Source organism: Nonomuraea sp. NPDC048892, assembly GCF_040649735.1.
In the GTDB taxonomy this organism is placed as follows: Bacteria; Actinomycetota; Actinomycetes; order Streptosporangiales; family Streptosporangiaceae; genus Nonomuraea; species Nonomuraea maheshkhaliensis.
Genome location: NZ_JBEZFZ010000002.1, coordinates 700580 through 725022, shown reverse-complemented (window position 1 = coordinate 725022; position 24443 = coordinate 700580). Strand labels below are relative to the sequence as shown.

Sequence of the window (24443 nt, the reverse complement as noted above, 5' to 3'; positions counted from 1 at the left end):
CACATGCCTGGCATCGGAGACACCCTAGCAACGCCACATTTTCCACTCAAGCCGCAATCTTTTACAAGAAACAAAATGTCACGGTTTGTCGTCCAGCGCCCCGTTATTCGCGGCCTTAACAAGGTTAGAGTCAAGTTTGTCTGTCATGGATTCAGACGAGGCCGTTACGGCACCCGCCGAAAGCCCGAAACACCGGTGAAACCCGCGCTGAATCCGATCTGTCTGCGCAGGTAGGAGGCGGTCTTCGGGCTGTTCAGGCGGAGCCGTTCGATGAGTTCGCACGCCTCGCCCGCCAGCTCCGTCATCGCGTCCGTCACCTCCGTACGCTCCACGCCCAGCGCCAGCACGTTGAGATCGCCCCAGCTCATGTCCCTGCGGTAGGAGACGACGTCGCCGAGCAGGTGCAGGTAGCGCTGCACCTGCCTGCTCGCGGTGCGCAGGTCGTCCAGGTGCGCCTTCGACCAGTCGTCGGCCGCGTAGATCCAGTGCGACAGGTCCACGAAGCAGGAGCCCCGGCAGTCGGCGTTGTCGACGTAGCGGGCGAGCGTCGGGACGGCGCGCCGCTCCCGCCACTCCCAGGCCGTGGTCATCGCCACCAGCATGTCGGCGAGCTGGTCGCGCCAGATCCGCTGCAGCCGCTCGAACCCTCCTGCGGTGGTCATCTCGTCGCGCAGGTCGGCCAGGAAACGCGTGAGGGCCGTGCGCGGCACGGCCCCCTCGGCGACGGACAGGCATTCTCGCGTCATGCGATCGACCTGCGCGCGGGTGGTGGCGGTGTACTCGACGTGCCGGTCCACGGCCAGCACCCACAGGGCCGCCCGGTTGACCACCCGCAACCGGCCCGCGCCGGCCCAGGGCGAGCTGAACGCGTGAGCCAGGGTCAGGCCGTGGAAGAACTCCGTGCCGAAGACGGCCTGCGGGAACAGCCCGGTGTACATCTGCGCGCATCGCTGCAGGTCCCTGCCGCATTCGGCGGCCGTCGCACATGTCTTTCCGAGCTCGAACGCCTCGTCCAGCTCGTCGGGCATCCTAAGGCCGCTCGATCGGCTCGCGGATCATGGGCGAAGACCCCCAACATCCGGATATACACCTGTCGAAGAATTCTTTCATGATCATGCGGTTCCGATCAAGGCATCGGCCGGGTGGCCGATCCGGATCCGCGATGTCACCTCCCTCTCCGTAACTCTCCCATCACCGGACGGGGCCGGATCCCGGACCAGTTTGGGGCCGGTCCGAGGCCGGGTTGGGACCGGCGCGGGCCGTTCCCGAGCCAGTCGCCGAGCCAGTCCCGGCCTGTCCCGACCTGTCCCGACCCGTCTTCGGGCCGGATTTGGGCCGGATTTGGGCTGGTATTGGGCCGGCCCCGGGCCAGGTCAGGTCGTCAGCTTCGCCGCCAGCGCCACCCTGGAGCTGATCCCGAGCTTGGTGTAGATCTTGCCGATGTGGTATTCGACGGTCTTGACGCTGATGAGCAGCTCTCTGGCGATCTGCCGGTTCGTCAGGCCGCCGGCCACCAGCGTGGCGGTGCTCAGCTCCTGCGGGGTGAGGCCGAGACGGGCCGTGGCGGGCGGCTCCATCCCGCACGCCTCCAGCTCCTTGCCACACCGCTCCGCCAGGGGACGGGCACCCAGCCGCTCGAAGATCGCCCGCGCCGCCGACAGGCGTTCGGCCGCCACCTTGCGCCGGCCCGTCCTGCGCAGCAGCCTGCCCAGGTCGAGCAGCACCCGTGCTTCCTCCAGCGGGCTCACTCCCGCTTCGACCAGCGCGAGCGCCCGCACGAACGCCTCCTCGGCCTGGGTCGGCGCATTCCGTCCGGCCAGCAACAACCCACCGAGCCGGGCCCGCTCAGCCTTACGCCTGGCCTCACCCCGCCACACCTCTCGGCTGCCCCACCCCACCTCTTCGCCATCGCGCCGTCCCTCTTGGCTGCTCTGCCGCGCCGGGTCGCCGTTGTACAGCGGCTCTTCGTTGCCCCGCTGCGTCCTGTCGCCGCGCCCGTGCGTCCCGTCGCCGTCGTACGGTGTCCCTTCGCTGTCGAACGCGGCCAGCGCCCGCTCCGCCTCCTCCAGCCGCCCGTCCGCGACCAGCGCCTCGATCTGGGCGGGCCGCGGGTCCGGCACGAACACGTCCAGCCCTCCGCCCCACCCCCAATCGCCTCCACCTGCGCCACCGCCCCCGGCTCCCGACGCCCCGGACGCTTCAAGTACCACCGACAAGCCGGGCACCCCCGACACGCCGGAAGCACGCGATGCCTCGGGCATCCCGGACGTCTCGGATGTGGCAGAAGTGCCGGATACGCCTGAGGGCGGCGGCGGAAGGGGGCGCGCCAGCGGAAGGTGTGGCGCCGACAGAACGGGTGGTACGGGTAGCGCTTCGCCGGGGGTCAGGAGCGCCATGGCCAGGCCGGCCTGCCGTTCCCCCATCGTGTGTCCCATCTGTCGGGCTGTGGCCGCGGCCTCCGTGGCGTGGGTCAGCGCCCGTACGTGCTCGCCCATGGCCGCCAGCGATGCCACGCAGGCCACCTCCAGGGACGGCAGCAGCCACCGCTGCCCGAGCGCCACCGCCTGCGCGAAGGCGTACTCCGCATGGGCCGCCGCCTTGTCCCACCGCGCGCAGGCGTGCTCGGCGACGGCCAGCAGCGCGGTGGCCAGCAACCGGTGATGCGCCGGCCCGGCGGCCCCGGCCGCGCGTCCGAGCACCGCGCGCGCCTGCCCTGGCTCATCGCGGGCCAGCAGCGTCACGGCCGCCGCGAGGCTGCCAGGCGGCGCGCCGGCGCAGGGCACCCCTGCCAGAGCCAGCACGTCGTACGGCCTGGCGGCCGAGCCCTGGATGGGCTGCTCGATCGCCACACGGGCCCAGTCCGCCGCAACCACGCGGTCCCCCGTGACCAGACCCAGCCAGGCCAGCTGCTCCGCCACGTCGGCCGCGAAACCCGGTTCCGCGTGCCGCCACGCCTCGGCCAGCAGCTCGGACGCCTCGTCGAAGCGCCCGGCGGCCAGCGCGAGCCGTCCCAGCACGTACCGGCGTACCGGGCGCGGGTCGGCATTGCGCACGGCGGCGAGCTCAGCCGCCCGGAGCACGTCGCCCCCGATGAGGACGTGTTCCAGCACGGCCGTACGCAACTCGTCGCGGCGCGCGGCCGACTCGGTGAGCCCAGCGGCCAGGTCGAGGTGGGCGGCGGCCTCGTGCCACAGCCCGTGCTGCGCCGCCTTGGCCGCGTACCCGGACAATTCCTCGGCCAGCGCCTCGTCCGGCCCGCACGCCGCGACGGCACGATGCCGCAGGACCGCACCGCTGTCCTCGATCACCCGCGAGGCGGCCAAGTGCAACCGCGCCCGCGAGCCAGCGCCGATCCCGTCGTACGCCGCCGCCCGCGCCAACGGCTCGGCGAAGCCGACCATGCGGCCGGGCAGTTCCCGCAACACCCCCGCCCCCACTGCTTCTTCCAGCGCGTCAAGCGCCCAGCCTCCCCCGAGAACGTCAGGCCGCGCACCGACCGCCAAGAGATCAGGCGACCCGCCGACCGCCAAGCCGTCAAACCGCGCACCCACCCCCAAACCGGCAAGCGGCACTCCCACCTTCAAGCCGTCAAACCTCCCGCCGACTACCAAGGGACCAGACGGCTCACCGACCGCCAAGCCGTCAAACCGAGCGCTCACACCCAGGTCGGCAAGCCGCGCGCCTACCCCCAGGTTGGCAAGCGGCTCGCCTACCTTCAGGCCGGCAAGCTGCTTGCCGACTTCCAAGGTGTCGAGCGGCTGGCCGGCCTTCAAGGCGTCAAGCCGCTTGCCGACCTCCGTGGCGACCGTGGCCGCCAGGTGCAGCGGGCATTCCTCGCCCAGCACCGCGCACGCCGCCACCAGCCGCCTGGTCGCGGGCGCGCAGGAGCGCAGCCGCCGGGCGAAGATCCGCCGGTACGTCTCCGGCGCCGGCAACCGCGCCCACGGATCGCGGAGCACCGCCGGTGGCACGATCTCCAGCAGGGCACGGGCATGCAGCGGATTGCCACGGGTGTGCTCCCACAACCGCACCACCGCCGCCTCCCCCAGCCCACCACCCCCGCCCGCCTGAGCTTCACGCGCCATGACGTCCACGTCCGCCCGGCACACCCCCAGCCCCGCATCCGTCCGCGCAGGCGTAACCGGCTCCACGTGACAGGCCACCGACGCGGGCCCGGCACCCAACAGAGCAGGCGCGCCCCCCACGGGCCCCGCAACCGGAACGAACCTCCCATTTGGCGCGGGACCATCGGCCGGTGCAGGTGGGGCGGTCGACACGGCAGGCGCGAGCGTGGCCGCCGATACGGCCAACGCCGGCCCACCGGCCGACACAGACCCGGTGGCCGGTCCGGACCCGATGGCCGGTGTAGCCGGTGCCGCCGGTGCGAGCTCGGCGGCCGGGACTGCCAGGGCGGCCATTTCGGCCAGGTCGGTGGCGTTCAGGCCGCTGAGCGTCAGCCGTGCCGTGTCATCGCCTGTGAGCAGCCGCCGCAGCCCCTCGGGCAGCCAGGTGCCATCCAGGTCCCGGCAGGCCACCAGGACGAGCACTCGCCCGGCCCGCACCCGCCGCAGGGCGTACCCCAGCGCCTGCAACGAGGGCTGGTCGGCCCACTGTGCATCATCGACGAACAGGACCGGGAGCCCCCGCTCCGCCAGCCGCCCGACGAGGTCGCACACCACCTGTCCAGCGGCACACGGATCGGCCTCGGCAGCACACGAAGCCGCCCCGACGCCACACAGACACACCCCCGCGTCGAGTGGACCTCTTCCGGCCGCGCACACGCCGGCCCCGCCCGCCCCCGGCTCTGTCAGGGTGTCCCCGGGACGGGTGCCGGTCTCCCCCGCCGATCCCCGGCACCCGGACGGTGCCGCCCTCCCCGCGGAGCCCCGTCCCTCGACCGGTGCCGCCCTCCCAGAGCAGCCCCGACCCCCGACCGGTGCAGCTTCCCCCGCTGATCCCCGGCCCTCAACCGGAGCCACCGCCGGTATCCCGGCGCCCAGTCGTGCCGCCTCGGTAACGAGTTGGCGGATGAGCCCCAGCGGGAGCCCCCGCTCCCCCTCTTCCCCGCTGACGGCCAGTACCCGCGCGCCCGTCTCCCCGTCGAGTGCGTGGTGGATGAGTGCGGTCTTGCCGATCCCCTCCGGTCCTTCGACCAGCACTCTTCTGACGGCCCCGGCGCCGGCCGCGCGTAGTTCCGCACGCAGGAGGGCGAGTTCCTCCGCTCTGCCGACGAACATGCGCGCTCCCTCCCTCCGCCCTCGCAAACCCCAGAGCCGGTGGCGACACCCTCTGATACACCCCGGGCACGGAACGTTCAGGGCAGGCTCAGGCGGCCCCCAGATGGTGGTGGCGTCCTCAGGACGGGCTCACGCAGTTCTCAAGCGGCGGTGAGCGGCTGCCTGAGCGTAAATTCAAGGGGCGGCTACCTCAGCGTGCGGCCCCAGGCGGCGGTGGCGTCGTCGTGGCGCTTGCCCCACACCGGCCCCCGCCGCACCTCCAGCTCCCGCACGGCGTCGATCACGGCCACGGGCCCGCGGCCCTCCAGCGTGTCCAGGACGGCCTGCCAGCTCCAGCCGTACCAGTCGGCCAGCCGCGCCACCCCATCCGTGAACACGCCGGCCCCGCGCACCCCGTCCGCCTCGCCGGTGATCGCCTCGCGCGCGGCCTCCGGACGGGCGGCCGCGACCCAGAAGCCGCCGGGAACGTTCCGCAGGCGCCGCACCAGCTCCACCGGGTACGGCCGCCCGCCGGGCAGCCGTTCGAGCCGGTCGTCGCTCACCACCCGCACCCCGCCGCCCACCAGGGACAGCACGACCGGCGAGTCCCCCAGGACGAGGTACTCCACCCGCCCTGAGCCCAGTGACCGCACCATGGCCACCGTCGCCGAGGGCGAGTCCGGGTTGCCCAGGTCACACCTGCCCCCGTGCGCCGATCGGGTCGCCTCAATGGCCGCTTCCAGGAGGCCCGCCAGCGAGGTGCCGTCGGCAGCCAGCCCGCCGGCCAGGGCGCCGCCGAGTCGGCCCACCAGCCAGGCCACGTCGTGCGCGCACCCGCTGTCGACCCCGGCCGCCGCCGTCGCCCCGTCCAGGACCACGATCCACGAGGGCCCGGCGATCACCAGGTCCTCGTTGGGCCGCTCGGAGCCGGGTCTGGTGGCGTACGTGATCTCCGCGAACATGACAGCGACTGTGCCACAGAGACCGCATCCCTCATCGCAAGGCCACCCTGCCAAAGCGCGCCGCCTATCGTGGGAGGGTGACGACCCTGCAGCGTGCCCTCACCGACCCGCCCCTGCCCCACCTGCCCGGCGCGGCCGAGGAACTGCTGCGCGAGCTGGACGCCCCACCCCGCCTGGCCGCCCACCTGCGTGCCGTCCACGACGCGGCCCTCGACCTGCTCGGCTGGCTGCGCGACCGCCATCCCACCGTCCCCGTGGACCACGAGGCCGTCCGGTACGGCGCCGCCACCCACGATGTCGGCAAGTGCCTGCACCCGGCCGAGCTGTCAGGGCCGGGGTCGGCGCACGAGGAGGCGGGGCACAAGCTCCTGCTCGCCCGGGGCGTGCCTGAGCGGCTGGCCCGCTTCGCCCGTACGCACGGCTCGTGGACGGGGGCGGGCACCACGTTCGAGGACCACCTGGTCAGCCTGGCCGACAAGGTGTGGAAGGCCAAGCGGGTGCCCGAGCTGGAGCAGCTCGTGGTCGACCGGCTGGCCGGTGCGGCGCCGGGCTGGCAGGTCTTCATGGAGCTGGACGACCTGCTCACCGCCGTCGCCGGCCGGGCCGACGACCGGCTGGCGTTCCAGAACGCCTATCCGGCCGTCACCCTCCCGCGCTGACCGTCCGGAACGGGGCCCGCGCCTGAACGGGCACGGCCCCGGGCACGAGTCCCCGGACCGGCACAGGCCGGGCGGAGGCCGTGCCGGGCGGAGGTGCCAGGGTCAGACGATCACGAGGTCGCGCGGCGTGTTGTTCAGCCGCTCGCCCCCGCTCTCCGTGCACACCACGATGTCCTCGATCCGCGCCCCATGCCGCCCCGCCAGGTAGATCCCCGGCTCCACCGAGAACGCGAACCCGGCCTCCATCGGCTCGTCGTTCCCGGCCACGATGTACGGCTCCTCGTGCGTCTCGATGCCGATCCCGTGCCCGGTCCTGTGAATGAAGTGCTCCCCGTAGCCGGCCTCGGCGATGACATCACGCGCGGCCGCGTCGATCGACTCGCACGACACCCCTGGCCGCACCGCCTCGCAGGCGGCCTCCTGCGCCCGGCGCAGCACCTCGTAGTAGGCGGCGAAGTCGGCCGGCGGCTCGCCCACGCTGTAGGTGCGGGTGGAGTCGGAGCAGTAGCCGTTGTGCAGCTGCCCGCCGATGTCGACCACGACGGGCTCGCCCGCCTGGATGACCCGGTCGGACACGTCGTGGTGCGGGCTGGCGCCGTTGGGGCCGGAGGCGACGATCACGAAGTCGACGGTCGCGTGGCCCGAGGCGAGGATGGCCTCGGCGATGTCGCGGCCCACCTCGCGCTCGGTGCGGCCGGCCCGCAGCAGGCCGGGCACGAGCCGGTGCACGCTGTCGATGGCCTCGCCGGCCTCGCGCAGCGCGGCCACCTCGCCGGGCGACTTGCGCATCCGCAGCTCCCGCAGCACGCTTCCGGCCAGCACCTGCTCGGCCCCTGGCAGCACCTCGCGGAAGCGCAGCGACGACATGGCCCACATGCGGTCGGCCAGACCCACCTTGGCGACCCCGCCGAGCCGCGCCGCGGCCAGCGCGTAGGGGTCCTCGGTCTCGTCCCACGCCACGAACTCCACACCGAGCCGCGCGGCGGGCGACGCCTGCGCGGCCGGCAGCTCAAGCCGGGGCACCATCATGTACGGCTCCGCCACGGCGGGCACCACGAGGCACGTCAGCCGCTCAAGGGGCTTGGCGTCGTAGCCGCTCACATAACGCAGGTCGGGGCCCGGCGTCAGGAGCAGGGCGTCGAGACCGGCCTTGGCGGTGGCCTCCTGGACGGCGGCGAGACGGGACACGGGATACAGGTCTGAGGACGTCACAGGCTCAATCTACTCGTGATCGCGGCTCCTAAAATCCGCGAAAAGGTCTCGCCACGCGGCCGGACATCGACACACACGGTTGCGAGTCGATCACGTAGTGTGGGGCCAATTGTCCAGTTCCCCTGCGTTCGAGAGTGAGATCATGGTCGACGTCACAGGCGCGGCCGAGCTGCTCGGGCACGAGGCCGAGATGCTCGCCGTCCGGCTGGGCCACGCCCAGCGGCTCGGCAACATGGGCTGGGCGGAGTGGCATCTGCACACCGGCGAGACGATCTGGTCCGACCAGGTGTACGTGATCTTCGGCCGCGACCCGGGCGACGGCCCCATCCCCCTGCCCGACCTGCCCGAGCACGTCGAGCCCTCCGACGTGGCCACGCTCGACCGGCTGCTGTGGTCGGTCGTGCAGGGCGTGGAGCCGGTGCAGGCCGAGTTCCGCATCCGCCGCGGCGGGGGCTCGGCCGACCTGCGCGACCTGCGGGTGGTGCTCGAACCGCTGGCCGGGCCCGGCGGCACGATCGGCATGCACGGCGTCATCCAGGACATCACCGGCCGCCGCCGCGCCGAGCGCATGGTGTCGGAGTCGCGCCGCCAGCTCCTGGAGGCGCGCGAACGGGCCGCGGAGGAGCGCCACGTGATGCTCGCGCTGCGCGAGGCGATCCTGCCCGAGCCGGTCGGCTGCCTGGACCTGCCGCAGACGAGGATCGCGGTCCGGTACGTGCCCGCCGAGAAGACCGCCAACCTGGGCGGCGACTGGTTCGAGGCGGCCCCGGCGCCCGACGGCCGCGTGCTGCTGGCGATCGGCGACGCCTCGGGGCACGGCCTGCCCGCGATCTCGCGCATGGCCCACCTCCGCCACGCCCTGGTCGGCCTGGCGATGACCGGGCAGGGCGCCAACCGGCTGCTGGCCTGGCTGAACGACCTCGTCATGCACCAGCTGAAAGACACCACCGCCACCGCGATCATCGGCCATCTCGACCCCGAGACCCGGGTGTTCGCCTGGGGCCAGGCGGGCAACCTGGCGCCCATCCTCGTCCGCGACGGGGAGGCCACCCAGCTCGCGCAGCCCAGGGGCGTGCTGCTCGGCGCGGCGTCAGGCAGCCCGTACGAGCTGGCCACCACCCGGCTGCTGCCCGGCGACCAGCTGCTGCTGTTCACCGACGGGCTGGTCGAGCGGCGTACGCGCGACATCGACGTCGGCCTCGACCTGGTACTGGCCGCCGCGCGCCGGGTGCGCGGGCACGATCTGGACGCGAGCCTCGACCGCCTGCTCGCCGACATCGGCGGCCCCAACCCGGAGGACGACGCGTGTCTGCTGGCGGTGGGCATACTGTCCTAGTGCTGATGCTTCTGGACACCCCGTCGCTCTACTTCCGCGCCTTCTTCGGCATACCGGAGTCGATCAAGGCCCCGGACGGCTCGCCCGTCAACGCGGTGCGCGGCCTCATCGACATGATCGCCACCCTGGTACGCCAGCACTCCCCCACCGAGCTGGCCGCCACCATGGACGCCGACTGGCGGCCGGCGTTCCGGGTCGCGGCGATCCCGACGTACAAGGCGCACCGCGTCGCCGGCACCGGCCAAGGGGGCGACCAGGAGGAGGTGCCCGAGGCGCTCGTGCCGCAGATCGCGGTCATCCAGGAGGTGCTCGACGCCCTCGGCGTGGCCCGGCTGGAGTCGCCCGGCTACGAGGCCGACGACGTCATCGGCACGCTCACCCACCAGGCGCCCGGCGCGGTCGACATCGTCACCGGCGACCGCGACCTGTTCCAGCTCGTCGACGACTCCCGGCCGGTCCGCGTCCTCTACACCGCCCGCGGAGTGCGCAACCTGCAGATCGTGGACGAGGCGTTCGTCACCGGCAAATACGGCATCCCCGGCCGTTCCTACGCCGACTTCGCCACCCTGCGCGGCGACCCCAGCGACGGCCTGCCCGGCGTGGCGGGCGTCGGCGAGAAGACCGCCGCCGCCCTGATCACCCGGTTCGGCTCGCTCGCGGCGCTGCTCGAGGCCCTCGACGCGGGCGTCACCGACGGTTTCCCGGCCGGCAGCCGCACCAAGCTGAGCGCCGCCCGCGACTACCTGAGCGCCGCCCCAGCCGTGGTGAAGGTGGCTCCCGACGCGCCGCTGCCGGACGCCGATCTGACCCTGCCGGCCAAGCCGCGCGACCCGGAGGCGCTGGTCGCCCTGGCCGATCGCTACGGCCTGGACGGCCCGCTCAACCGCCTCCTGGACGTCCTCGCCCGCTGACGTCCAACCCTGGGTCAGCCGGCCAGGTAGGCGCGGACGGCCTCCTGCGCGGCGTCGCGCAGGCGGGCGTGCACGAGCGCGTTCTCCTCCCGGTCCGTACGCACCTCGACCACCCTGGGCCCATCGCCCCGCATCGCCTTGGGCAGATCACTGAGGTCACCCACCAGCGTGTACGGAGTGCCCGTCGCGGCAGCCACGTACCCCAGGTCCACCCCGTGCGGCGTGCCGAACACCCGCTCGAACGGGTCACGCACCGCGGCCTGGGGCAGCAGCGAGAAGATGCCGCCCCCGTCGTTGTTGACCACGACGAGACACAGGTCGGGCCGGGGCTCACGGGGCCCGAGCACGAGCCCGTTCTGGTCGTGCAAGAAGGACAGGTCGCCGATCAGCGCGTAGGAGGGGCCGTTGTGCGCCAGCGCCGCCCCCATGGCGGTGGACACCAGGCCGTCGATGCCGGAGGCGCCCCTGTTGGCCATCAGCCGGATGCCGCGCCTGGGCCGCATCGCCTGATCGAGGTCGCGGATCGGCATGGAGGAGCCGCAGAACAGCAGCGCCCCGTTCGGCAGCGCGTCGACCAGGTCTCTGGCCAGGCGCGGCTCGCTGGTGCCCGACAGGTCGAGCACCTCGTCCATGGCCGCCCTGACCGCCAGGTCGGCCTGCCGCCAGGCGTGCAGCCAGGTGTCGTCACCCGAGGCGACCGGGATCTCCACCGCCTGCGCCACCTGCGTGGCCGAACGCGTCGGGTCGGGCCAGCGGTCGAGATCGGGCGCCACCACGATGTGCTCGTCCGCGCGCTTCAGCCACGACAGCAGCGGCCGGGACAGCCCGGGACGGCCCAGCGTGACGACCACGTCGGGCCTGTGCGCGTCGGCGAACTCGGGCGTGCTGAGCAGGTAGTGGTAGGTCGAGATGGCGTGGTCGCCGTAGCGGCCGCCGCCGTTGGGCTCCGACAGCACCGGCCAGCCGGCCATGCCCGCCGCCGCGACGTAGCGGCGCACGTTGGCGGCGCCGTCGCCGACCACGAGCACGCCGCGCCTGGTGGGCGGGATGTGCAGGGCTATGGGCGGCGGCGCGACCCTGGCACGCACCCAGGGGCCGTTGGCGCCGCCGTCGAGCGGCTCTGACCAGGTGGTGTCGCCGTCGGGGATCAGCGGCTCCCTGAAGGCCAGGTTGAGGTGGACCGGGCCGGGGTTGCCCGCGCCTGCGGCGCGCTGGTAGGCGCGGCAGGCCAGCGAGCGCCAGTAGGCGACCTGGCCGGGGCGGTCTTCCGGCACGCCGACCTCGGCGAACCAGCGGGTGGCGCCGCCGTACAGCTTGATCTGGTCGATCGTCTGGTTGGCGCCGGTGCCGCGCAGCTCGGGCGGGCGGTCGGCGGTCAGGACCAGCAGCGGCACGCCCGACTCGCCCGCCTCGATGACGGCGGGGTGGAAGTTGGCGGCGGCGGTGCCGGAGGAGCAGATCAGCGCCACGGGACGCTCGGAGCGCCGGGCCAGCCCCAGGGCCAGGAACGACGCCGAGCGCTCGTCGATCCGTACGTGCAGCCGCACCCGGGACTCGGCGTGCAGCGCCAGCGCCAGCGGGGCGGAGCGCGAGCCGGGCGCCAGCACCACGTCGGTCAGGCCGCAGCGCACCAGCTCATCGACCAGCACGGTGGCCAGCGCGGTAGCGGGGTTCAACGTGACGCCTCCTGCATCCGGCCAAGCCACTGGGGAGATTCAATCTCAAAAGCCGACAAAAGGCCATAATCTACGCTGGGTCGCCGTACCGCCAGCCTGCCGTCCACCGGAACCAGCGAATCGTCCACGACGTCGCCCGACAGCAGCGCCATGGTGCCGAGCCCGCACGCGTACGGGAGCGACGGCAGCGCCGCGGCCAGCGCCAGCCCCGCCGCCAGGCCCACGGACGTCTCCACGGCGCTGGAGACCACCGCGGGCAGCCCGCACGCCTCCACCACCCGCAGCGCCGCGCGCACCCCGCCCAGCGGCTGCACCTTCACCACCGCGATGTCGGCCGCCTCCGCCGCCCTGACCCGCAGCGGGTCCTCGGCCCTGCGGATCGACTCGTCGGCCGCGATCGGCACGTCGCACGCCCGCCGCACCGCCGCCAGCTCCTCCAGCGTGGCGCACGGCTGCTCGGCGTATTCGAGGTCGAAACGGTCGAGCCGCTTGAGCCGGCGGACGGCCTCATCGACCTCCCAGGCGCCGTTGACGTCGACCCGCAGCCGCCCCGACGGCCCGAGCGCGTCGCGCACGGCCTCGACCCTGGCCACGTCGTCGTCGAACGTCTGCCCCGGCTCGGCCACCTTGACCTTCGCCGTGGCGCACCCCGAGCGCCGCACGATGTCATGGGCCCGCTCGGGATCGACCGCGGGCACGGTCGCGTTGACCGGGACGCTGTCGCGCACCGGCTCCGGCCAGCCCTCGAACGCCGCCTCGCGGGCACACGCCAGCCAGCGTGCGCACTCGCGCGGGCCGTATTCGGGGAACGGGGAGAACTCCCCCCACCCCGCCGGGCCGTGCAGCAGCACCCCTTCCCTGACGGTCTGCCCACGGAACCGCGTCCGCATCGGGATCCGGAAGACCACGGGAGAACGCGTCACGACCCTCCCTGCGCCACTGTCCGACCTGTCACCATTAACCTTACGAGCATGTGGAGGAACCCGTCGCATCCGGACCGCCCGCTGCATGCCATTGTGCAGCCTGCCGGGACCGCCCTCTTCACGGCGATCCGCGACGCCCTCTCCGGCGACGGCCCGGCCGTCCTCCCGCTCTCCCCCGGCCACCACGAGCCCGCCCTGGACGCGCTGCGCCCCACCCACGTGAACGGCGTCCCCAGACCCGGCGGGGCCGGCGTGCCGGGCGACGTGGCGATCGTGATCGCCACCAGCGGCACTACCGGCCCGCCCAAGGGCGTGATGCTCTCCGCCGAGGCGCTGCGCGCGTGCGCGGCCGCCTCGATCCGCCGCGTGGGCGCCGCGAAGGGCGACCGCTGGCTGTGCTGCCTGCCCGTCTCCCACGTCTCGGGGCTGCAGGTCCTGGTCCGCGCCCTGCTCTCGGAGAGCGAGCCGATCATCCACCCGGCCTTCGACCCGCACGCGGTGCTGGACTCCGGCGCCCACCACGTCTCCCTCGTGCCCACCCAGTTGCACCGGCTGGTCGAGATGGGGGCGGATCTGTCGGTGTTCAGGACCATCGTGCTGGGCGGGGCGGCGCCTGGGCCCGGCCTGGTCGAGCGGGCCACCGCCCTCGGCGCGAGGGTCGTGACGACGTACGGGTCGAGCGAGACGAGCGGCGGCTGCGTGTACGACGGCCGGCCCCTTGACAATGTAGATCTCAAAATCGGCGCGGATGGGCTGATCAGGATCTCCGGCCCGGTGCTCTTCTCCGGCTACCGCTTCGCCGAGCCACCCGCCCCGCTGGACGGCGGCTGGTTCGTCACCTCCGACCTCGGCGAGCTGAACGACGGCCGCCTGCGCGTGCTCGGCCGGGCCGACGACGTCATCAACACCGGCGGCGAGAAGGTGGTGGCCGGCGTCGTGACCGCCGTCCTGCGCGCCCATCCCGACGTCGCCGACGCCGCCGTGATCGGCCTGCCCGACGCTGAGTGGGGCGAGCGCGTCACCGCCGTCGTGGTCCCCGCCGACCCCGACACACCCGTCACACTTCAGCAATTGCGGGCATTCTGCCGCGATAGGCTCGCCCCCTACGCCGCCCCGCGCGACCTGCGGCTCGTCGAGCGACTCCCGCTGCTCCCGAACGGCAAGACCGATTTGATGCGGCTTAGGGCAGGAACCTGACGAGTGGCCGATGCGTCATAGTGGGGAGAAGGAGGGAGCCTTCATGGACCAGACCCGCAAGCTGTGGGCATCCGCGGCCGTCGTCGGCGTCATCGTCGCCGGAGGCGCCTCAGTCGCGGCGGCCGCCTCGGCGGGAAAGCTCGACCAGGTCGCGAGGGAGACCCGAGCCGTGGTGGAGAAGGCGCCGTCCGGCGAGCCCCAAGAGCTGCCCCAGGTGCTGGACGCGACTCCGGCCCCCGCGACCACCGACGGTTTCATCGTCTCCAGGGAGATCAACCCGGATCCGGAGAAGGTCCTCGAATACTGGACCGACCAGCGCATGGAGGACGCCGAGCCCATGCCGATGCCTGAGGTGCAGCCGGGCGGTCACGGGTCGACGGAATAAACACGACCCCTGGGGCGGTTCGTCATGTGGGCGATCCGCCCCTTTTTCGCCCCGCTTAGGGCGCACGGGAACAAATGACGGCGTTTGGCGTTATTGATACTGGTGCGCCGTGCGGATGCGAAGCCGCCCCACCACAACCTGCCTGATCGCTTCCACTCCGTACGGAGGAGGTGTCCTCATGCCCAGAACCGCCGTGGCGACCCCACCCGCTGCTCTCGATCAGCTGATTGAACGAGGGCGAGCCCAGGGTCACCTTTCTCTGGCGGAGCTGCGTGACGCGTTCGCGATGGCCGGCATCAGCCCCTCTGAAGGTCGCACGATCCTGCGCGAGCTTTCGGAGGCCGGCGTGAGCCTGGCCGCCGAGAACGAGCCGTCTCTCAGCACGACCGCCCCCAAGAAGAACGCCCAGAAGAAGACCACTTCCGCCGGGAAGACCGCGCGGGCAAAGAGTACCCGCAGCAAGGGCTCCGAGGCAAAAACCACCCCGGTGAACGGCGCGGTGAACGGCGCGGCGAACGGCAATGGGAACGGCACCGGCAACGGCGCGCGAGCCGCCACGGCCGATGCGGCGAAGGCGGTGACGGCGCCGGAGTCCAAGCCCGAGCACGAGGAGGACGTCCCGGACGACCTCGTCGCGAACGCGGAGGAAGCCGAAATCGACAACGAGCCGATCGACCTGGACGACACGCAGTCCGTCATGGGCGACTCGGTGCACACCTACCTCAAGTCCATCGGCCGCCGCACCCTGCTCACCGCCGCCCAGGAGGTCGAGCTGGCCAGGCGGATCGAGGCGGGCCTGTACGCCGAGTACAAGCTGGAGACCCAGCCCGACCTGTCGCCCGCCGCCCGGGCGGACCTCCACCTGGTCGTGGAGGACGGCCGGCAGGCCAAGGACCACATGCTGGAGGCCAACCTGCGGCTGGTGGTCTCCGTCGCCAAGAAGTACACCGACCGCGGCATGTCCCTGCTGGACGTCGTCCAGGAGGGCAACCTGGGCCTGATCAGGGCCGTGGAGAAGTTCGACTACACCAAGGGCTTCAAGTTCTCCACGTACGCCATGTGGTGGATCCGCCAGGCCATCCAGCGCGGCTTCGCCGACTCGGCCAGGACGATCCGGCTGCCCGTGCACGTGCTGGAGATGCTGTCAAAGCTGTCGCGCGTCGAGCGTGACATGCACCAGCGCCTGGGCCGCGAGCCCACGCCCGAGGAGCTGGCCGTCGAGCTGGACAAGACGCCGGACCAGATCGAGGAGCTGCTGCGCACGAGCCGTCAGCCGATCTCGCTGAACGCGACGATCGGCGAGGACGGGGAGACCACGATCGGCGACCTCATCGAGGACGTCGACTCCCCCGAGGCGTCGGAGATCGTCGACCGCCAGCTGCTGGGCGACCAGCTGCGGGGCGTGCTCGACAACCTCTCGCCGCGGGAGTCGAAGATCATGGCGCTGCGTTTCGGCCTGGTGGACGGCAAGCCGCACACCCTGGACGAGATCGGCAAGTACCTGGGGCTGACCAGGGAGCGCATCAGGCAGCTGGAGAAGGAGTCTCTGTCCAAGCTGCGCCACCCGAGCAACACGCGCCCGCTGCTCGACTGGGCCAGCTGAACGAGAGCCCCGGCACCCTCACACGGCGCCGGGGCTCATTCGCTCGCGTATCCAGCCCGCGTATCCAGCCCGCGTATCCAGACAGTCTGGCCGGACCGGACAGCCGCGAGCGTGACCTTCTCAGGTCAGGCGGTCGCGGGCACCGGCCTGGGCACGCGGGGGATCCCCCACAGCCGGTTGTCCTCGCGCAGGGTGCGCAGCCGCTCGACCTCGGCCGTCCACATGGCGCCGGCCGGCGTGGCCTTGGCCTTGCGGCGGGCGATCCGGTCGTCGTAGGCCTTCACTCCGAACGTGGCCCGCTGCCCGGCCTCGGCGGCGCGCAGCGCCTCGGTGAGCGCCGCGTCGAAGGCCTTCCCGGCCGCCAGCAGCTCGATCTCGTCGGCTCCCGCCGCCTGCAGCTCGCGCAGCACCTGCTCGGCCTGCCTGGCCTTCTCGATGAACTCGGGGAAGCTCTTGGAGATCTCCAGGTCCGCGTGGTAGCGGACCTCTGCCTCCCGGCTCACCCGCGGACGGAAAAACGCCATCGGCCCTGCCCCTTAAAGCTGTCGGTACTGGTGCAACGCCCAAGGGTACGCCGTCGCGCGACACGGGCGGAAATCGCCCTGGCGCGACCGCCTTTACATAGTAAGATGATCTCCATGCCCGCCAAGAGACCACCGGTGCCCCTCTCCCGCGAGCGCATCATCGAGGCCGCACTCCACATCGCCGACAGCCAGGGCCTGCGCCGCCTCACCATGCGCCGCCTGGGCGACGCCCTGGAGGTGGAGGCCATGGCCATCTACCACCACCTGCCACGCGGCAAGGAGGCGCTGATGGACGCCCTGGCGGAACACGTCACCACCGTCCACGTCGAGCGGGGCCCCACCTGGCAGGAGACCGCCAGGGCGTGGTGCCGGGCGGGCAGGGAGCTGCTGCGCGAGCATCCTGGCGTGCTGGCCCTGGCCCTGACCAAGCCGCCCAAGGGGGCGACCGCCATCGCCATCAGGGAGCAGACCGAGCAGCTCGCCGAGGGCGGTCTCGGCGACGCCCCGGAGGCCGTGCGGTCGCTGCGGGCGTTCGTGTTCGGCAGCGTGGCCGTGGAGGTGCAGCAGTCCGGATGGGCCGACCCGGAGGTTGATGAATGGGTCAGGAGGGACGAAAGAGCCGATATCGACTTCGAGCGCGGGCTCGACGCTCTGCTCAAGGGATTGCAAACGTGATGCGCGTGTCACGCTTGGCCCGTTATCCTGCATAAGGCACGCTGTGTCGAAGGTCACACGACCCGGGGATCCTCCTGTAACAGTCCGAACGGACTATGTCGGAACACGTGACACACATCGCACACTTGCCAGAACGAACACAACAACCCGAGCCGGCTCCCGACCCTCCAGCACGGGAGCGACCCACGAGATATCGGAGGCACGCCGATGTGCCCGCACGACCCGGCCTGTCCGGATGCCGAGGCGCCTGACCGCGAGGCGGCACGCACCCTGGCCTGCCACCCCGAACAGGGGTGGAGCCTGCTCTGCAACGGCGTCGTCCTGTTCGAGGACACCGGGGAGCTGCTTCCCAGCGGCACCGCCATCGCCCCGCACCGGCCCGCCGTCGGCGCCGCCTGACGCTTCCCTGCGAGGTCCGCGCCCGCGTCCGGCCTGACGCCTCAGGCAGGGTCCACACGCACGCCTCCAGCGAGTCCCACGCCTACGCGTCGCCTCCGCGTCCCGCGAGATCCACGCCTACGCGTAGCGGACGATCCACTCCGCGACGACCTCGCCCACCCGGGCGGGGTCACGTTTCAGCTCATGGCCCTCCCCCGGCAGCACCACCAGGCGCGCGGCGTCCCCGGCGTCGGGAACGCCGAACGGGTCGCGTTCCCCGTTCACCACCAGCACGTCCACGCCGGCGCCGCGCAGCTCATCGGCCCTCGACCGCTCAGGCCGCCCCGGCGGGTGCAGCGGGAAGGCCAGCGCCACCACCGCGGCGGCTCCGACGGCCTTGGCCGTCCGGCAGGCCACACGGGCCCCGTTGCTCCGCCCGCCCTGCACGACCGGCAGCCCCGGCCGGGCCGCCCGCAACTCGCCCAGGACGATCTCCCACGCCTCGTCCTGCCGCGCCGCCGAACCTGGCGCCCGCGCCCCCGCCACCCGGAACGCCTGCGTCACCCTGGCCACGCTCACCCCGGCCGCCACGGCGGCGTCGCGCACGGCCAGCAGGTCGGGGGCCTCCACTCCCCCGCCCGATCCGTGGGTCAGCACCAGCAGCAGCCGCGCGTCCGCGACCTCGTCCACCTCGACCAGCGCCGGCCCTCTCGGGGTCATCACCTGCATGGCAGCACGGTACCTGGGGAGGATCGCGCACTAGACCTCAGGGCTGATGACGGCGCGGCGCGCGGCGGGAGATGATGCTGTCCATGTCAGACAAACGCCTCAGGGACGACCTGCGGGCCACGCTGGAGGCGCGCCGCGAGCTCGGCGCCGACTACGAGCCGGCGCTCGTCGACTCGTTCATGGAGCGCCTCGACGCCACGATCGCCGCGCGGGTCCGGGCCGAGCTCGACCACCACGGCGCCACGCCGCGCAAGAAGGCGGGTCAGACGACGCCGCTGGTCCCGATCGCGCTGGGCTCACTGGGCATCGGGGTTCCGCTCACGGCCATCGCGGGCACCACGGGAGGCGCGTTCGGGCTGCTGGTCGCGTGGCTGGCGATCGTGCTGGTCAACGTGGCGGCAGCGGCGGCCGTCATGCGCCGCCCCTGACCTGCGGGCAGGCGGCGCGGGGTCAGGCGCCGCGCTGGTAGCGCAGGCGGACCTCGGCCGCCAGCGTCTCGTCCTCGTGTTCGAGCCCGTACGTCCACACCCGGCCCGCGTCGTCGTCGCGCCCGCGCAGCGGCAGGGTGCGGGCGAGCAGCTCGATGGCCAGCGCGCCGGTACGCGGGTCGGCGCCGCCCTCGACGCTCTCGGCGAACTCGGCGCAGGCCAGCTCCAGATGCGCGATGCCGAGCTGGACCCGCAGGCCGGGCACCTCGTCGGCGGGGGCGAACTCCAGCGCCTCCAGCAGCACCTCGGCCGCCGGGCCCGGCTCCCCGTGCTCCAGCATCAGCTCGGCCAGCCGCTGCGCCGCGTGCGCGCCCATCTTGTCGTCACCGGATTCGACGCCCGCGCGCACGGCTGCGCGCAGCTCGTCTCCGGCCTCCTCCAGGTTGCCCGCCTCGACCGCCAGCCGGGCCAGCGCGAGGTGGGCCAGCGGCACGTACGCGGCCGTGCCGACGCCGAGGACGGCCTGCCAGGCGGCCCTGGCCTGGTCGGCCCGGCCCTCCCGCTCGAAGCCCTGGGCCAGGTGACAGGCCGCCTGGGCGGCGTATTCGGGGTGCCCGGTGGCCAGGGCGGTCCTGGCGGCGGCCCTGGCCCGCTCGACGTCGCCGCGCTGCTCCAGCACCACGGCGAGGCCCACGGCGGCCTGCGCCCTGTCGGGCTCGCCCGGGTCGGCGGCGAGCCGGCTCAGGATGTCGGCCGCGGCGTCGAGGTCACCCTCCTCGGCCAGGCGGCGGGCGGTGTCGAGGGGCGGTGTCTCCAGCTCTGAGGACGTCAAGAGAGCTCCTTGGGGCGACGGTCGCACCGAAGCCTAACGACTTCTGACGATCATGTCTGCTCACTTGACGCGGAAGGACTGGCACCGGGGTGACAGTCCTCCCACCTCGCTCGGCTCAGTCCTCGTACGCCTCCAGCGGGGGGCAGGAGCACACCAGGTTGCGGTCGCCGTAGGCCTGGTCGATGCGGCGCACCGGCACCCAGTACTTGCCGTCGCGCAGCGACGCCAGCGGGTAGGCGGCCTCGCCGCGCCCGTACGGGTGCGTCCACTCGTCGGCGCTGACGGACTCGGCCGTGTGGGGCGCGTTCCGCAGCGGGTTGTCGGTCCTGTCGTAGTCGCCGGAGGCGATCTTGGCGATCTCGGCCCTGATGGCGGCCATGGCGTCGGCGAACCGGTCGAGCTCGGCGAGGTCCTCGCTCTCGGTCGGCTCGATCATGAGGGTCCCTGCGACGGGGAACGACATGGTCGGGGCGTGGAAGCCGTAGTCGATGAGCCGCTTGGCCACGTCGTCTACGGTGACGCCGGTCTCCTTGGTGATCTGGCGCAGGTCGATGATGCACTCGTGGGCGACCAGGCCGCCGCGGCCGGTGTAGAGGACCGGGTAGTGCGGGGCCAGCCGCCTGGCCAGGTAGTTCGCCGACAGGATGGCCTGCTCGGTGGCGGCGGTGAGTCCGTCGGCGCCCATCATCCTGACGTACGCCCACGAGATCGGCAGGATGCCGGCCGACCCGTACGGGGCCGCCGAGACGGGACCGACCGCGCTGCCGTCGTGCAGCGGGTGGCCCGGCAGGTAGGAGGCCAGGTGGGCGCGGACCGCGACCGGGCCGACGCCGGGGCCGCCGCCGCCGTGCGGGATGCAGAAGGTCTTGTGCAGGTTGAGGTGGGACACGTCGGCCCCGAACTCGCCCGGCTTGGCCAGGCCGACCAGGGCGTTGAGGTTGGCGCCGTCCACGTACACCTGGCCGCCGGCCTCGTGCACCTTGGCGCAGACCTCGGTGATGCTCTCCTCGTACACGCCGTGCGTGGACGGGTACGTCACCATGATCGCGGCCAGCGCGTCCCGATGCTTGTCGATCTTGGCGTCGAGGTCGGCCAGGTCGATGTTGCCGTCGTCGTCGCAGGCCACGACGACGACCCGCATGCCGGCCATGACGGCGCTGGCGGCGTTGGTGCCGTGGGCCGAGGACGGGATGAGGCAGACGTCGCGCTCGCCCTGGCCCTGGTCGCGGTGGTAGGCGCGGATGGCCAGCAGCCCGGCGAACTCGCCCTGCGAGCCGGCGTTCGGCTGGAGGGAGACGGCGTCGTAGCCGGTCACCTCGGCCAGCCAGCCCTCCAGCGTGCCGATGAGCTCGCGGTAGCCCTCGGTCTGCCCGGCGGGCGCGTACGGGTGGATCGCGGCGAACTCGGGCCAGGTGATCGGCTCCATCTCGGTGGTCGCGTTCAGCTTCATCGTGCAGGAGCCGAGCGGGATCATGGAGCGGTCGAGAGCGATGTCCTTGTCCTGCAGTTTGCGCAGGTAACGCAGCATCGCGGTCTCGGAGTGGTGGGCGTGGAAGACCGGGTGGGTCAGGTACGCGCTCTCGCGCAGGAGCTCGGCGGGCAGCGCGTCGGGGGTGTGCTCGGGCTCGGCCCCGCCGTCCGGGGAGATCCCGAAGGCGGCCCGCACCGCGGCCACCTCGGCGGCGCCGGTCTTCTCGTCGCAGGCGACGGAGACGTGGTCGTCGTCCACCTGCCAGAGGTTGACGCCCCGCTCGGCGGCGGCGGCCACGACCTCGGCGGCCCGGCCGGGCACGCGGGCGAGCACGGTGTCGAAGAACTCCTGGTGCACGATCTCCACGCCGCCCTCGCGCAGCCCGGCGGCCAGCGCGCCGGCGTGGCGGTGGACGCGGTGGGCGATGCGGCGCAGGCCCTCGGGGCCGTGGTAGACGGCGTACATGCCGGCGATGACGGCCAGCAGGACCTGGGCGGTGCAGATGTTGCTGGTGGCCTTCTCGCGGCGGATGTGCTGCTCGCGGGTCTGCAGGGCCAGGCGGTAGGCGGGGTCGCCGTCGGCGTCCACCGACACGCCCACCAGGCGGCCGGGGAGCTGGCGCTGCAGCCCCTCGCGTACGGACATGTAGGCGGCGTGCGGCCCGCCGAACCCGAACGGCACGCCGAAGCGCTGTGAGGAGCCGATGGCGATGTCGGCGCCCAGCTCGCCGGGGGCGGCGATGAGCGTCAGGGCCAGCAGGTCGGCGGCGGCCACGACCAGCGCGCCGGCCTCGTGGGCGGCGGCGGCCACGGCGCGGAAGTCGCGCAGCCGGCCCGAGGCGCCGGGGTACTGCACGAGCACGCCGAAGCATTCGGGCAGCTCGCCGTCGAGCGGGTGCTCCACCAGCGTGATGCCGAGCGGCTCGGCCCTGGTGGCGAGCACAGCCTTGGTCTGGGGCAGCGCGTCGGCGTCCACCACGAACACGGAGCTCTTCGACTTGCCCGCCCGGCGGGCCAGCGTCATGGCCTCGGCGGCGGCGGTGGCCTCGTCCAGCAGGGACGCGCCGGAGACGGGCAGGCCGGTGAGGTCGGAGACGACGGTCTGGAAGTTCAGCAGCGCCTCCAGGCGCCCCTGCGAGATCTCCGGCTGGTACGGCGTGTAGGCGGTGTACCAGCCCGGGTTCTCCAGCAGGTTGCGGCGGATGACGGCGGGCGTGACGGTGTCGTAGTAGCCCAGGCCGATCATCGAGGTGAGCACGCGGTTGCGCCCGGCCAGGGCGCGCAGCTCGGCAACGGCCTCGGCCTCGCCGATCGCGGCGGGCAGCTTGAGGCGGTCCTTGACCCTGATGGACTCGGGCACGGCCACCGCCACCAGATCCGCCACGGACTCGAAGCCCACGGCTTCGAGCATGCGCTGCTGCTCGGACTCCGACGGGCCGATGTGCCTGGACGAGAACGGCGGAGCTGACAGATCGGTCATGGGTGTGCCTCCCGAGGCTGTGGAGACCGGCGCCAGGGCGCGGGCGAGTGCCGGATCTCCCCCTCTGTCAGCGCGGCCGCACGACGTACGTGCTACCGCGACCTGAGAGCTTCACCCCCGGTGGGGCTTGCACCGTCGGTGAGGCGCCCCTGGCGGGAGCGCCTGCTTTCCAGAGTCGCCTCGCCCGAGCGGTACAGGATGCCTGAGAGATTCCGGGGAGGGTTGCTCCTTCGGCGCCCCGGCGCCGCGATGGGCCCGGGGACTCTCCCGCACGGGGTCGTCAGCCTTGCTGTCCTAGATTACACCGCTACGCCCCATTAGCCGGTCATCGGACCGTCGCGTGCGTGTTCCCTGGGGATTCAGCGCTCCCAGGCGCCCTCTCGGGAGGTGGCCGCGGGGCCCCGCATTCCCAGGGGCCTGCGCGTCATACCGGGGATCGGAGTCCCCTCTTCCGGCATCCCGGCCCTCGTGGAGCCGGGTGCCCTCAGCCGGTGCGGCGGGCGCGTCGCCTGCGGGCCAGCTCGTCAGCGGGATGGTCGGCCGGGACGGTGTCCTCGACCGCCGCGCGTTCCCCCGGCAGCTCCGCGAGGGAGCCCTCGACCTCACGCCAGACCCGGCCGAGCGCGATGCCGAACACGCCCTGGCCGCCCTGGAGCAGGTCGATCACCTCGTCGGCCGAGGTGCACTCGTAGACGCTGACGCCGTCGCTCATGAGCGTGATCTGCGCGAGGTCACCGACCCCGCGGTCACGCAGGTGCTGCACGGCCGTACGGATCTGCTGCAGCGACACTCCGGTGTCGAGCAGCCGCTTGACGACCTTGAGCACCAGGATGTCGCGGAAGCTGTAGAGCCGCTGCGATCCCGAGCCCTGCGCGGCTCTTATCGTGGGCTCCACCAGACCGGTGCGTGCCCAGTAGTCGAGCTGCCTGTAGGTGATGCCGGCCGCCGCACAGGCCGTCGGCCCGCGGTATCCGATGTCACCCGGCAGCGTCCTGGGTTGCTGGTCGAAGAGCAGACCCTGCTCTCCGGCACGCTGCCGCGCGCTCTCGCGCCGTACCGGATCTTCCTGGCCGGCCGTCTTTCCCTCGCCGCTGCTGACCGCCACGCGGACCTCCGGCTTTCTCTCATCCCGTGGCCTGATCTGGGGGTTCGTAAAAGGCGACCACGGGTTTCACTTGCACCGTAGGACCGTGACCATGCGCAGTCAACGATCCGGCTCGGCGCGTCGTGAAGCGTAAATGCACTGAAATACCTACCCCGCCCTGCCGAAGTCTTCGGGAGTGATCGTGTCAAGGAACTCCCTGAACTTCTCCACCTCGTCCTCCTGGTCGTCCGGGATGATGACCCCGGCTTCCTGGACGACCTCCTCGCTGGCGAAGATGCGGGCCCCGGTGCGCAGCGCGAGCGCGATCGAGTCGGACGGCCGCGCGCTCACCTCCACGCCGTTGGAGAAGACCAGGTCGGCGAAGAAGATGCCGTCACGCAGGGCGACGATGTTGACCGCGCGCAGCCCGACGCCGAGCGCGCTCAGCACGTCTCTGAACAGGTCATGGGTGAGGGGCCGCGGCGGCGGCTCCTCCGCCTGGGCCAGCGCGATGGCGGTGGCCTCGGTCATGCCTATCCATATCGGAAGGAACCGCTCCCCGTGTGCCTCCTTGAGCAAGACGATCGGCTGATTAGTGGGCATTTCAACTCGTACGCCCACGACCTCCATCTGCAACACGGGCTGCTCCGTATTCCTGACCGGTCACCCGGCACAGCTCTTCGGTCATCACTTCTGCTGACATGGCTTCTTCAATTCAACGTAACACCCGGCAGGCCTCGAATGTGCCCGGGCCTGGCAGCTC

General features: G+C 72.4%; 21 protein-coding genes and 1 riboswitch. Of the genes, 9 read left to right on the top strand and 12 right to left on the bottom strand.

Annotation, left to right across the window (positions count from 1 at the left end):
• Nucleotides 1-164: 164 nt before the first annotated feature.
• The 3 genes from AB0C28_RS08630 to AB0C28_RS08620 all read right to left on the bottom strand — a co-directional run bounded on the left by AB0C28_RS08630 (nucleotide 165) and on the right by AB0C28_RS08620 (nucleotide 6178).
• A complete protein-coding gene (locus tag AB0C28_RS08630) occupies nucleotides 165-1028 on the bottom strand; it encodes a terpene synthase family protein (RefSeq protein WP_358073474.1) in 864 nt (287 codons plus the stop codon).
• Between the two features lie 345 nt (nucleotides 1029-1373).
• Nucleotides 1374-5237 carry an AAA family ATPase gene (locus AB0C28_RS08625; protein ID WP_357842429.1) on the bottom strand — a complete coding sequence of 1288 codons (3864 nt, stop codon included), beginning with the start codon at nucleotides 5235-5237 and terminating at the stop codon, nucleotides 1374-1376.
• A 185-nt stretch (nucleotides 5238-5422) separates the two neighbouring features.
• A complete protein-coding gene (locus AB0C28_RS08620; RefSeq protein ID WP_357842425.1) occupies nucleotides 5423-6178 on the bottom strand; it encodes a protein phosphatase 2C domain-containing protein in 756 nt (251 codons plus the stop codon).
• 77 nt (nucleotides 6179-6255) lie between these two features.
• On the opposite strand from AB0C28_RS08620, the gene AB0C28_RS08615 reads away from it, so the two are divergent.
• Nucleotides 6256-6837: an HD domain-containing protein gene (locus AB0C28_RS08615; protein WP_357842423.1), complete on the top strand. Its 582-nt coding sequence runs from the start codon at nucleotides 6256-6258 to the stop codon at nucleotides 6835-6837.
• A 102-nt stretch (nucleotides 6838-6939) separates the two neighbouring features.
• Here the strand turns inward: AB0C28_RS08615 and AB0C28_RS08610 are convergent, their stop codons facing one another.
• Nucleotides 6940-8049, bottom strand: coding sequence for a Xaa-Pro peptidase family protein (locus AB0C28_RS08610; protein ID WP_357842420.1), 1110 nt, complete (start codon nucleotides 8047-8049; stop codon nucleotides 6940-6942).
• A gap of 142 nt (nucleotides 8050-8191) precedes the next feature.
• On the opposite strand from AB0C28_RS08610, the gene AB0C28_RS08605 reads away from it, so the two are divergent.
• Nucleotides 8192-9385: a SpoIIE family protein phosphatase gene (locus tag AB0C28_RS08605; protein WP_346110919.1), complete on the top strand. Its 1194-nt coding sequence runs from the start codon at nucleotides 8192-8194 to the stop codon at nucleotides 9383-9385.
• A 5-nt stretch (nucleotides 9386-9390) separates the two neighbouring features.
• Complete coding sequence (locus AB0C28_RS08600; protein ID WP_358073595.1) at nucleotides 9391-10296, top strand: 5'-3' exonuclease; 906 nt, start codon at nucleotides 9391-9393, stop codon at nucleotides 10294-10296.
• Between the two features lie 14 nt (nucleotides 10297-10310).
• Here the strand turns inward: AB0C28_RS08600 and menD are convergent, their stop codons facing one another.
• Together menD and AB0C28_RS08590 are read right to left on the bottom strand one after the other, a co-directional pair.
• Nucleotides 10311-11972 carry a 2-succinyl-5-enolpyruvyl-6-hydroxy-3-cyclohexene-1-carboxylic-acid synthase gene (menD, locus tag AB0C28_RS08595; protein ID WP_346110920.1) on the bottom strand — a complete coding sequence of 554 codons (1662 nt, stop codon included), beginning with the start codon at nucleotides 11970-11972 and terminating at the stop codon, nucleotides 10311-10313.
• A complete protein-coding gene (locus tag AB0C28_RS08590; protein ID WP_357842414.1) occupies nucleotides 11969-12895 on the bottom strand; it encodes an o-succinylbenzoate synthase in 927 nt (308 codons plus the stop codon). Before AB0C28_RS08590 ends, menD begins: the two co-directional genes overlap by 4 nt.
• A gap of 48 nt (nucleotides 12896-12943) precedes the next feature.
• Between AB0C28_RS08590 and AB0C28_RS08585 the strand changes: the two genes are divergently transcribed.
• The 3 genes from AB0C28_RS08585 to AB0C28_RS08575 all read left to right on the top strand — a co-directional run bounded on the left by AB0C28_RS08585 (nucleotide 12944) and on the right by AB0C28_RS08575 (nucleotide 16080).
• On the top strand, nucleotides 12944-14092 hold the full coding sequence (locus tag AB0C28_RS08585) for an AMP-binding protein (RefSeq protein ID WP_358073473.1): 1149 nt from the start codon (nucleotides 12944-12946) through the stop codon (nucleotides 14090-14092).
• 43 nt (nucleotides 14093-14135) lie between these two features.
• Complete coding sequence (locus tag AB0C28_RS08580) at nucleotides 14136-14477, top strand: hypothetical protein (protein WP_357842409.1); 342 nt, start codon at nucleotides 14136-14138, stop codon at nucleotides 14475-14477.
• 178 nt (nucleotides 14478-14655) lie between these two features.
• Entirely contained in the window at nucleotides 14656-16080 is a 1425-nt protein-coding gene (locus tag AB0C28_RS08575; RefSeq protein ID WP_358073472.1) for an RNA polymerase sigma factor, read from the top strand.
• A gap of 125 nt (nucleotides 16081-16205) precedes the next feature.
• Here AB0C28_RS08575 and AB0C28_RS08570 read toward each other — a convergent pair whose 3' ends face one another.
• On the bottom strand, nucleotides 16206-16604 hold the full coding sequence (locus AB0C28_RS08570) for a hypothetical protein (protein WP_357842403.1): 399 nt from the start codon (nucleotides 16602-16604) through the stop codon (nucleotides 16206-16208).
• Nucleotides 16605-16718: 114 nt separating this feature from the next.
• Between AB0C28_RS08570 and AB0C28_RS08565 the strand changes: the two genes are divergently transcribed.
• The gene (locus tag AB0C28_RS08565; RefSeq protein WP_346110930.1) at nucleotides 16719-17279 is read left to right on the top strand and encodes a TetR family transcriptional regulator; all 561 of its coding nucleotides are present in this window, start codon (nucleotides 16719-16721) and stop codon (nucleotides 17277-17279) included.
• A gap of 207 nt (nucleotides 17280-17486) precedes the next feature.
• A complete protein-coding gene (locus tag AB0C28_RS08560) occupies nucleotides 17487-17678 on the top strand; it encodes a DUF5999 family protein (RefSeq protein ID WP_106237625.1) in 192 nt (63 codons plus the stop codon).
• A gap of 117 nt (nucleotides 17679-17795) precedes the next feature.
• Here the strand turns inward: AB0C28_RS08560 and AB0C28_RS08555 are convergent, their stop codons facing one another.
• A complete protein-coding gene (locus AB0C28_RS08555) occupies nucleotides 17796-18386 on the bottom strand; it encodes an alpha/beta family hydrolase (protein ID WP_357842399.1) in 591 nt (196 codons plus the stop codon).
• Nucleotides 18387-18469: 83 nt separating this feature from the next.
• Between AB0C28_RS08555 and AB0C28_RS08550 the strand changes: the two genes are divergently transcribed.
• Entirely contained in the window at nucleotides 18470-18814 is a 345-nt protein-coding gene (locus AB0C28_RS08550; RefSeq protein WP_357842397.1) for a hypothetical protein, read from the top strand.
• Between the two features lie 22 nt (nucleotides 18815-18836).
• Here the strand turns inward: AB0C28_RS08550 and AB0C28_RS08545 are convergent, their stop codons facing one another.
• The 4 genes from AB0C28_RS08545 to AB0C28_RS08530 form a co-directional block, all read right to left on the bottom strand.
• Nucleotides 18837-19646, bottom strand: a complete 810-nt coding sequence (locus tag AB0C28_RS08545) for a tetratricopeptide repeat protein (RefSeq protein ID WP_358073471.1) — start codon at nucleotides 19644-19646, stop codon at nucleotides 18837-18839.
• A 115-nt stretch (nucleotides 19647-19761) separates the two neighbouring features.
• A complete protein-coding gene (gene gcvP, locus AB0C28_RS08540) occupies nucleotides 19762-22596 on the bottom strand; it encodes an aminomethyl-transferring glycine dehydrogenase (protein WP_358073470.1) in 2835 nt (944 codons plus the stop codon).
• Nucleotides 22597-22775: 179 nt separating this feature from the next.
• Nucleotides 22776-22876, bottom strand: a riboswitch (glycine riboswitch).
• 204 nt (nucleotides 22877-23080) lie between these two features.
• On the bottom strand, nucleotides 23081-23701 hold the full coding sequence (locus AB0C28_RS08535; protein ID WP_106237615.1) for a MerR family transcriptional regulator: 621 nt from the start codon (nucleotides 23699-23701) through the stop codon (nucleotides 23081-23083).
• Between the two features lie 147 nt (nucleotides 23702-23848).
• Nucleotides 23849-24319: a bifunctional nuclease family protein gene (locus AB0C28_RS08530; RefSeq protein ID WP_090771501.1), complete on the bottom strand. Its 471-nt coding sequence runs from the start codon at nucleotides 24317-24319 to the stop codon at nucleotides 23849-23851.
• Nucleotides 24320-24443: the final 124 nt, after the last annotated feature.

Coding starts and splice junctions, on each gene's coding strand:
- AB0C28_RS08630 (WP_358073474.1), bottom strand. CDS start 1,028: ATGCCCGACGAGCTGGACGAGGCGTTCGAGCTCGGAAAGACATGTGCG.
- AB0C28_RS08625 (WP_357842429.1), bottom strand. CDS start 5,237: ATGTTCGTCGGCAGAGCGGAGGAACTCGCCCTCCTGCGTGCGGAACTA.
- AB0C28_RS08620 (WP_357842425.1), bottom strand. CDS start 6,178: ATGTTCGCGGAGATCACGTACGCCACCAGACCCGGCTCCGAGCGGCCC.
- AB0C28_RS08605 (WP_346110919.1), top strand. CDS start 8,192: ATGGTCGACGTCACAGGCGCGGCCGAGCTGCTCGGGCACGAGGCCGAG.
- AB0C28_RS08600 (WP_358073595.1), top strand. CDS start 9,391: ATGCTTCTGGACACCCCGTCGCTCTACTTCCGCGCCTTCTTCGGCATA.
- AB0C28_RS08585 (WP_358073473.1), top strand. CDS start 12,944: ATGTGGAGGAACCCGTCGCATCCGGACCGCCCGCTGCATGCCATTGTG.
- AB0C28_RS08580 (WP_357842409.1), top strand. CDS start 14,136: ATGGACCAGACCCGCAAGCTGTGGGCATCCGCGGCCGTCGTCGGCGTC.
- AB0C28_RS08575 (WP_358073472.1), top strand. CDS start 14,656: ATGCCCAGAACCGCCGTGGCGACCCCACCCGCTGCTCTCGATCAGCTG.
- AB0C28_RS08570 (WP_357842403.1), bottom strand. CDS start 16,604: ATGGCGTTTTTCCGTCCGCGGGTGAGCCGGGAGGCAGAGGTCCGCTAC.
- AB0C28_RS08565 (WP_346110930.1), top strand. CDS start 16,719: ATGCCCGCCAAGAGACCACCGGTGCCCCTCTCCCGCGAGCGCATCATC.
- AB0C28_RS08560 (WP_106237625.1), top strand. CDS start 17,487: ATGTGCCCGCACGACCCGGCCTGTCCGGATGCCGAGGCGCCTGACCGC.
- AB0C28_RS08555 (WP_357842399.1), bottom strand. CDS start 18,386: ATGCAGGTGATGACCCCGAGAGGGCCGGCGCTGGTCGAGGTGGACGAG.
- AB0C28_RS08550 (WP_357842397.1), top strand. CDS start 18,470: ATGTCAGACAAACGCCTCAGGGACGACCTGCGGGCCACGCTGGAGGCG.
- gcvP (WP_358073470.1), bottom strand. CDS start 22,596: ATGACCGATCTGTCAGCTCCGCCGTTCTCGTCCAGGCACATCGGCCCG.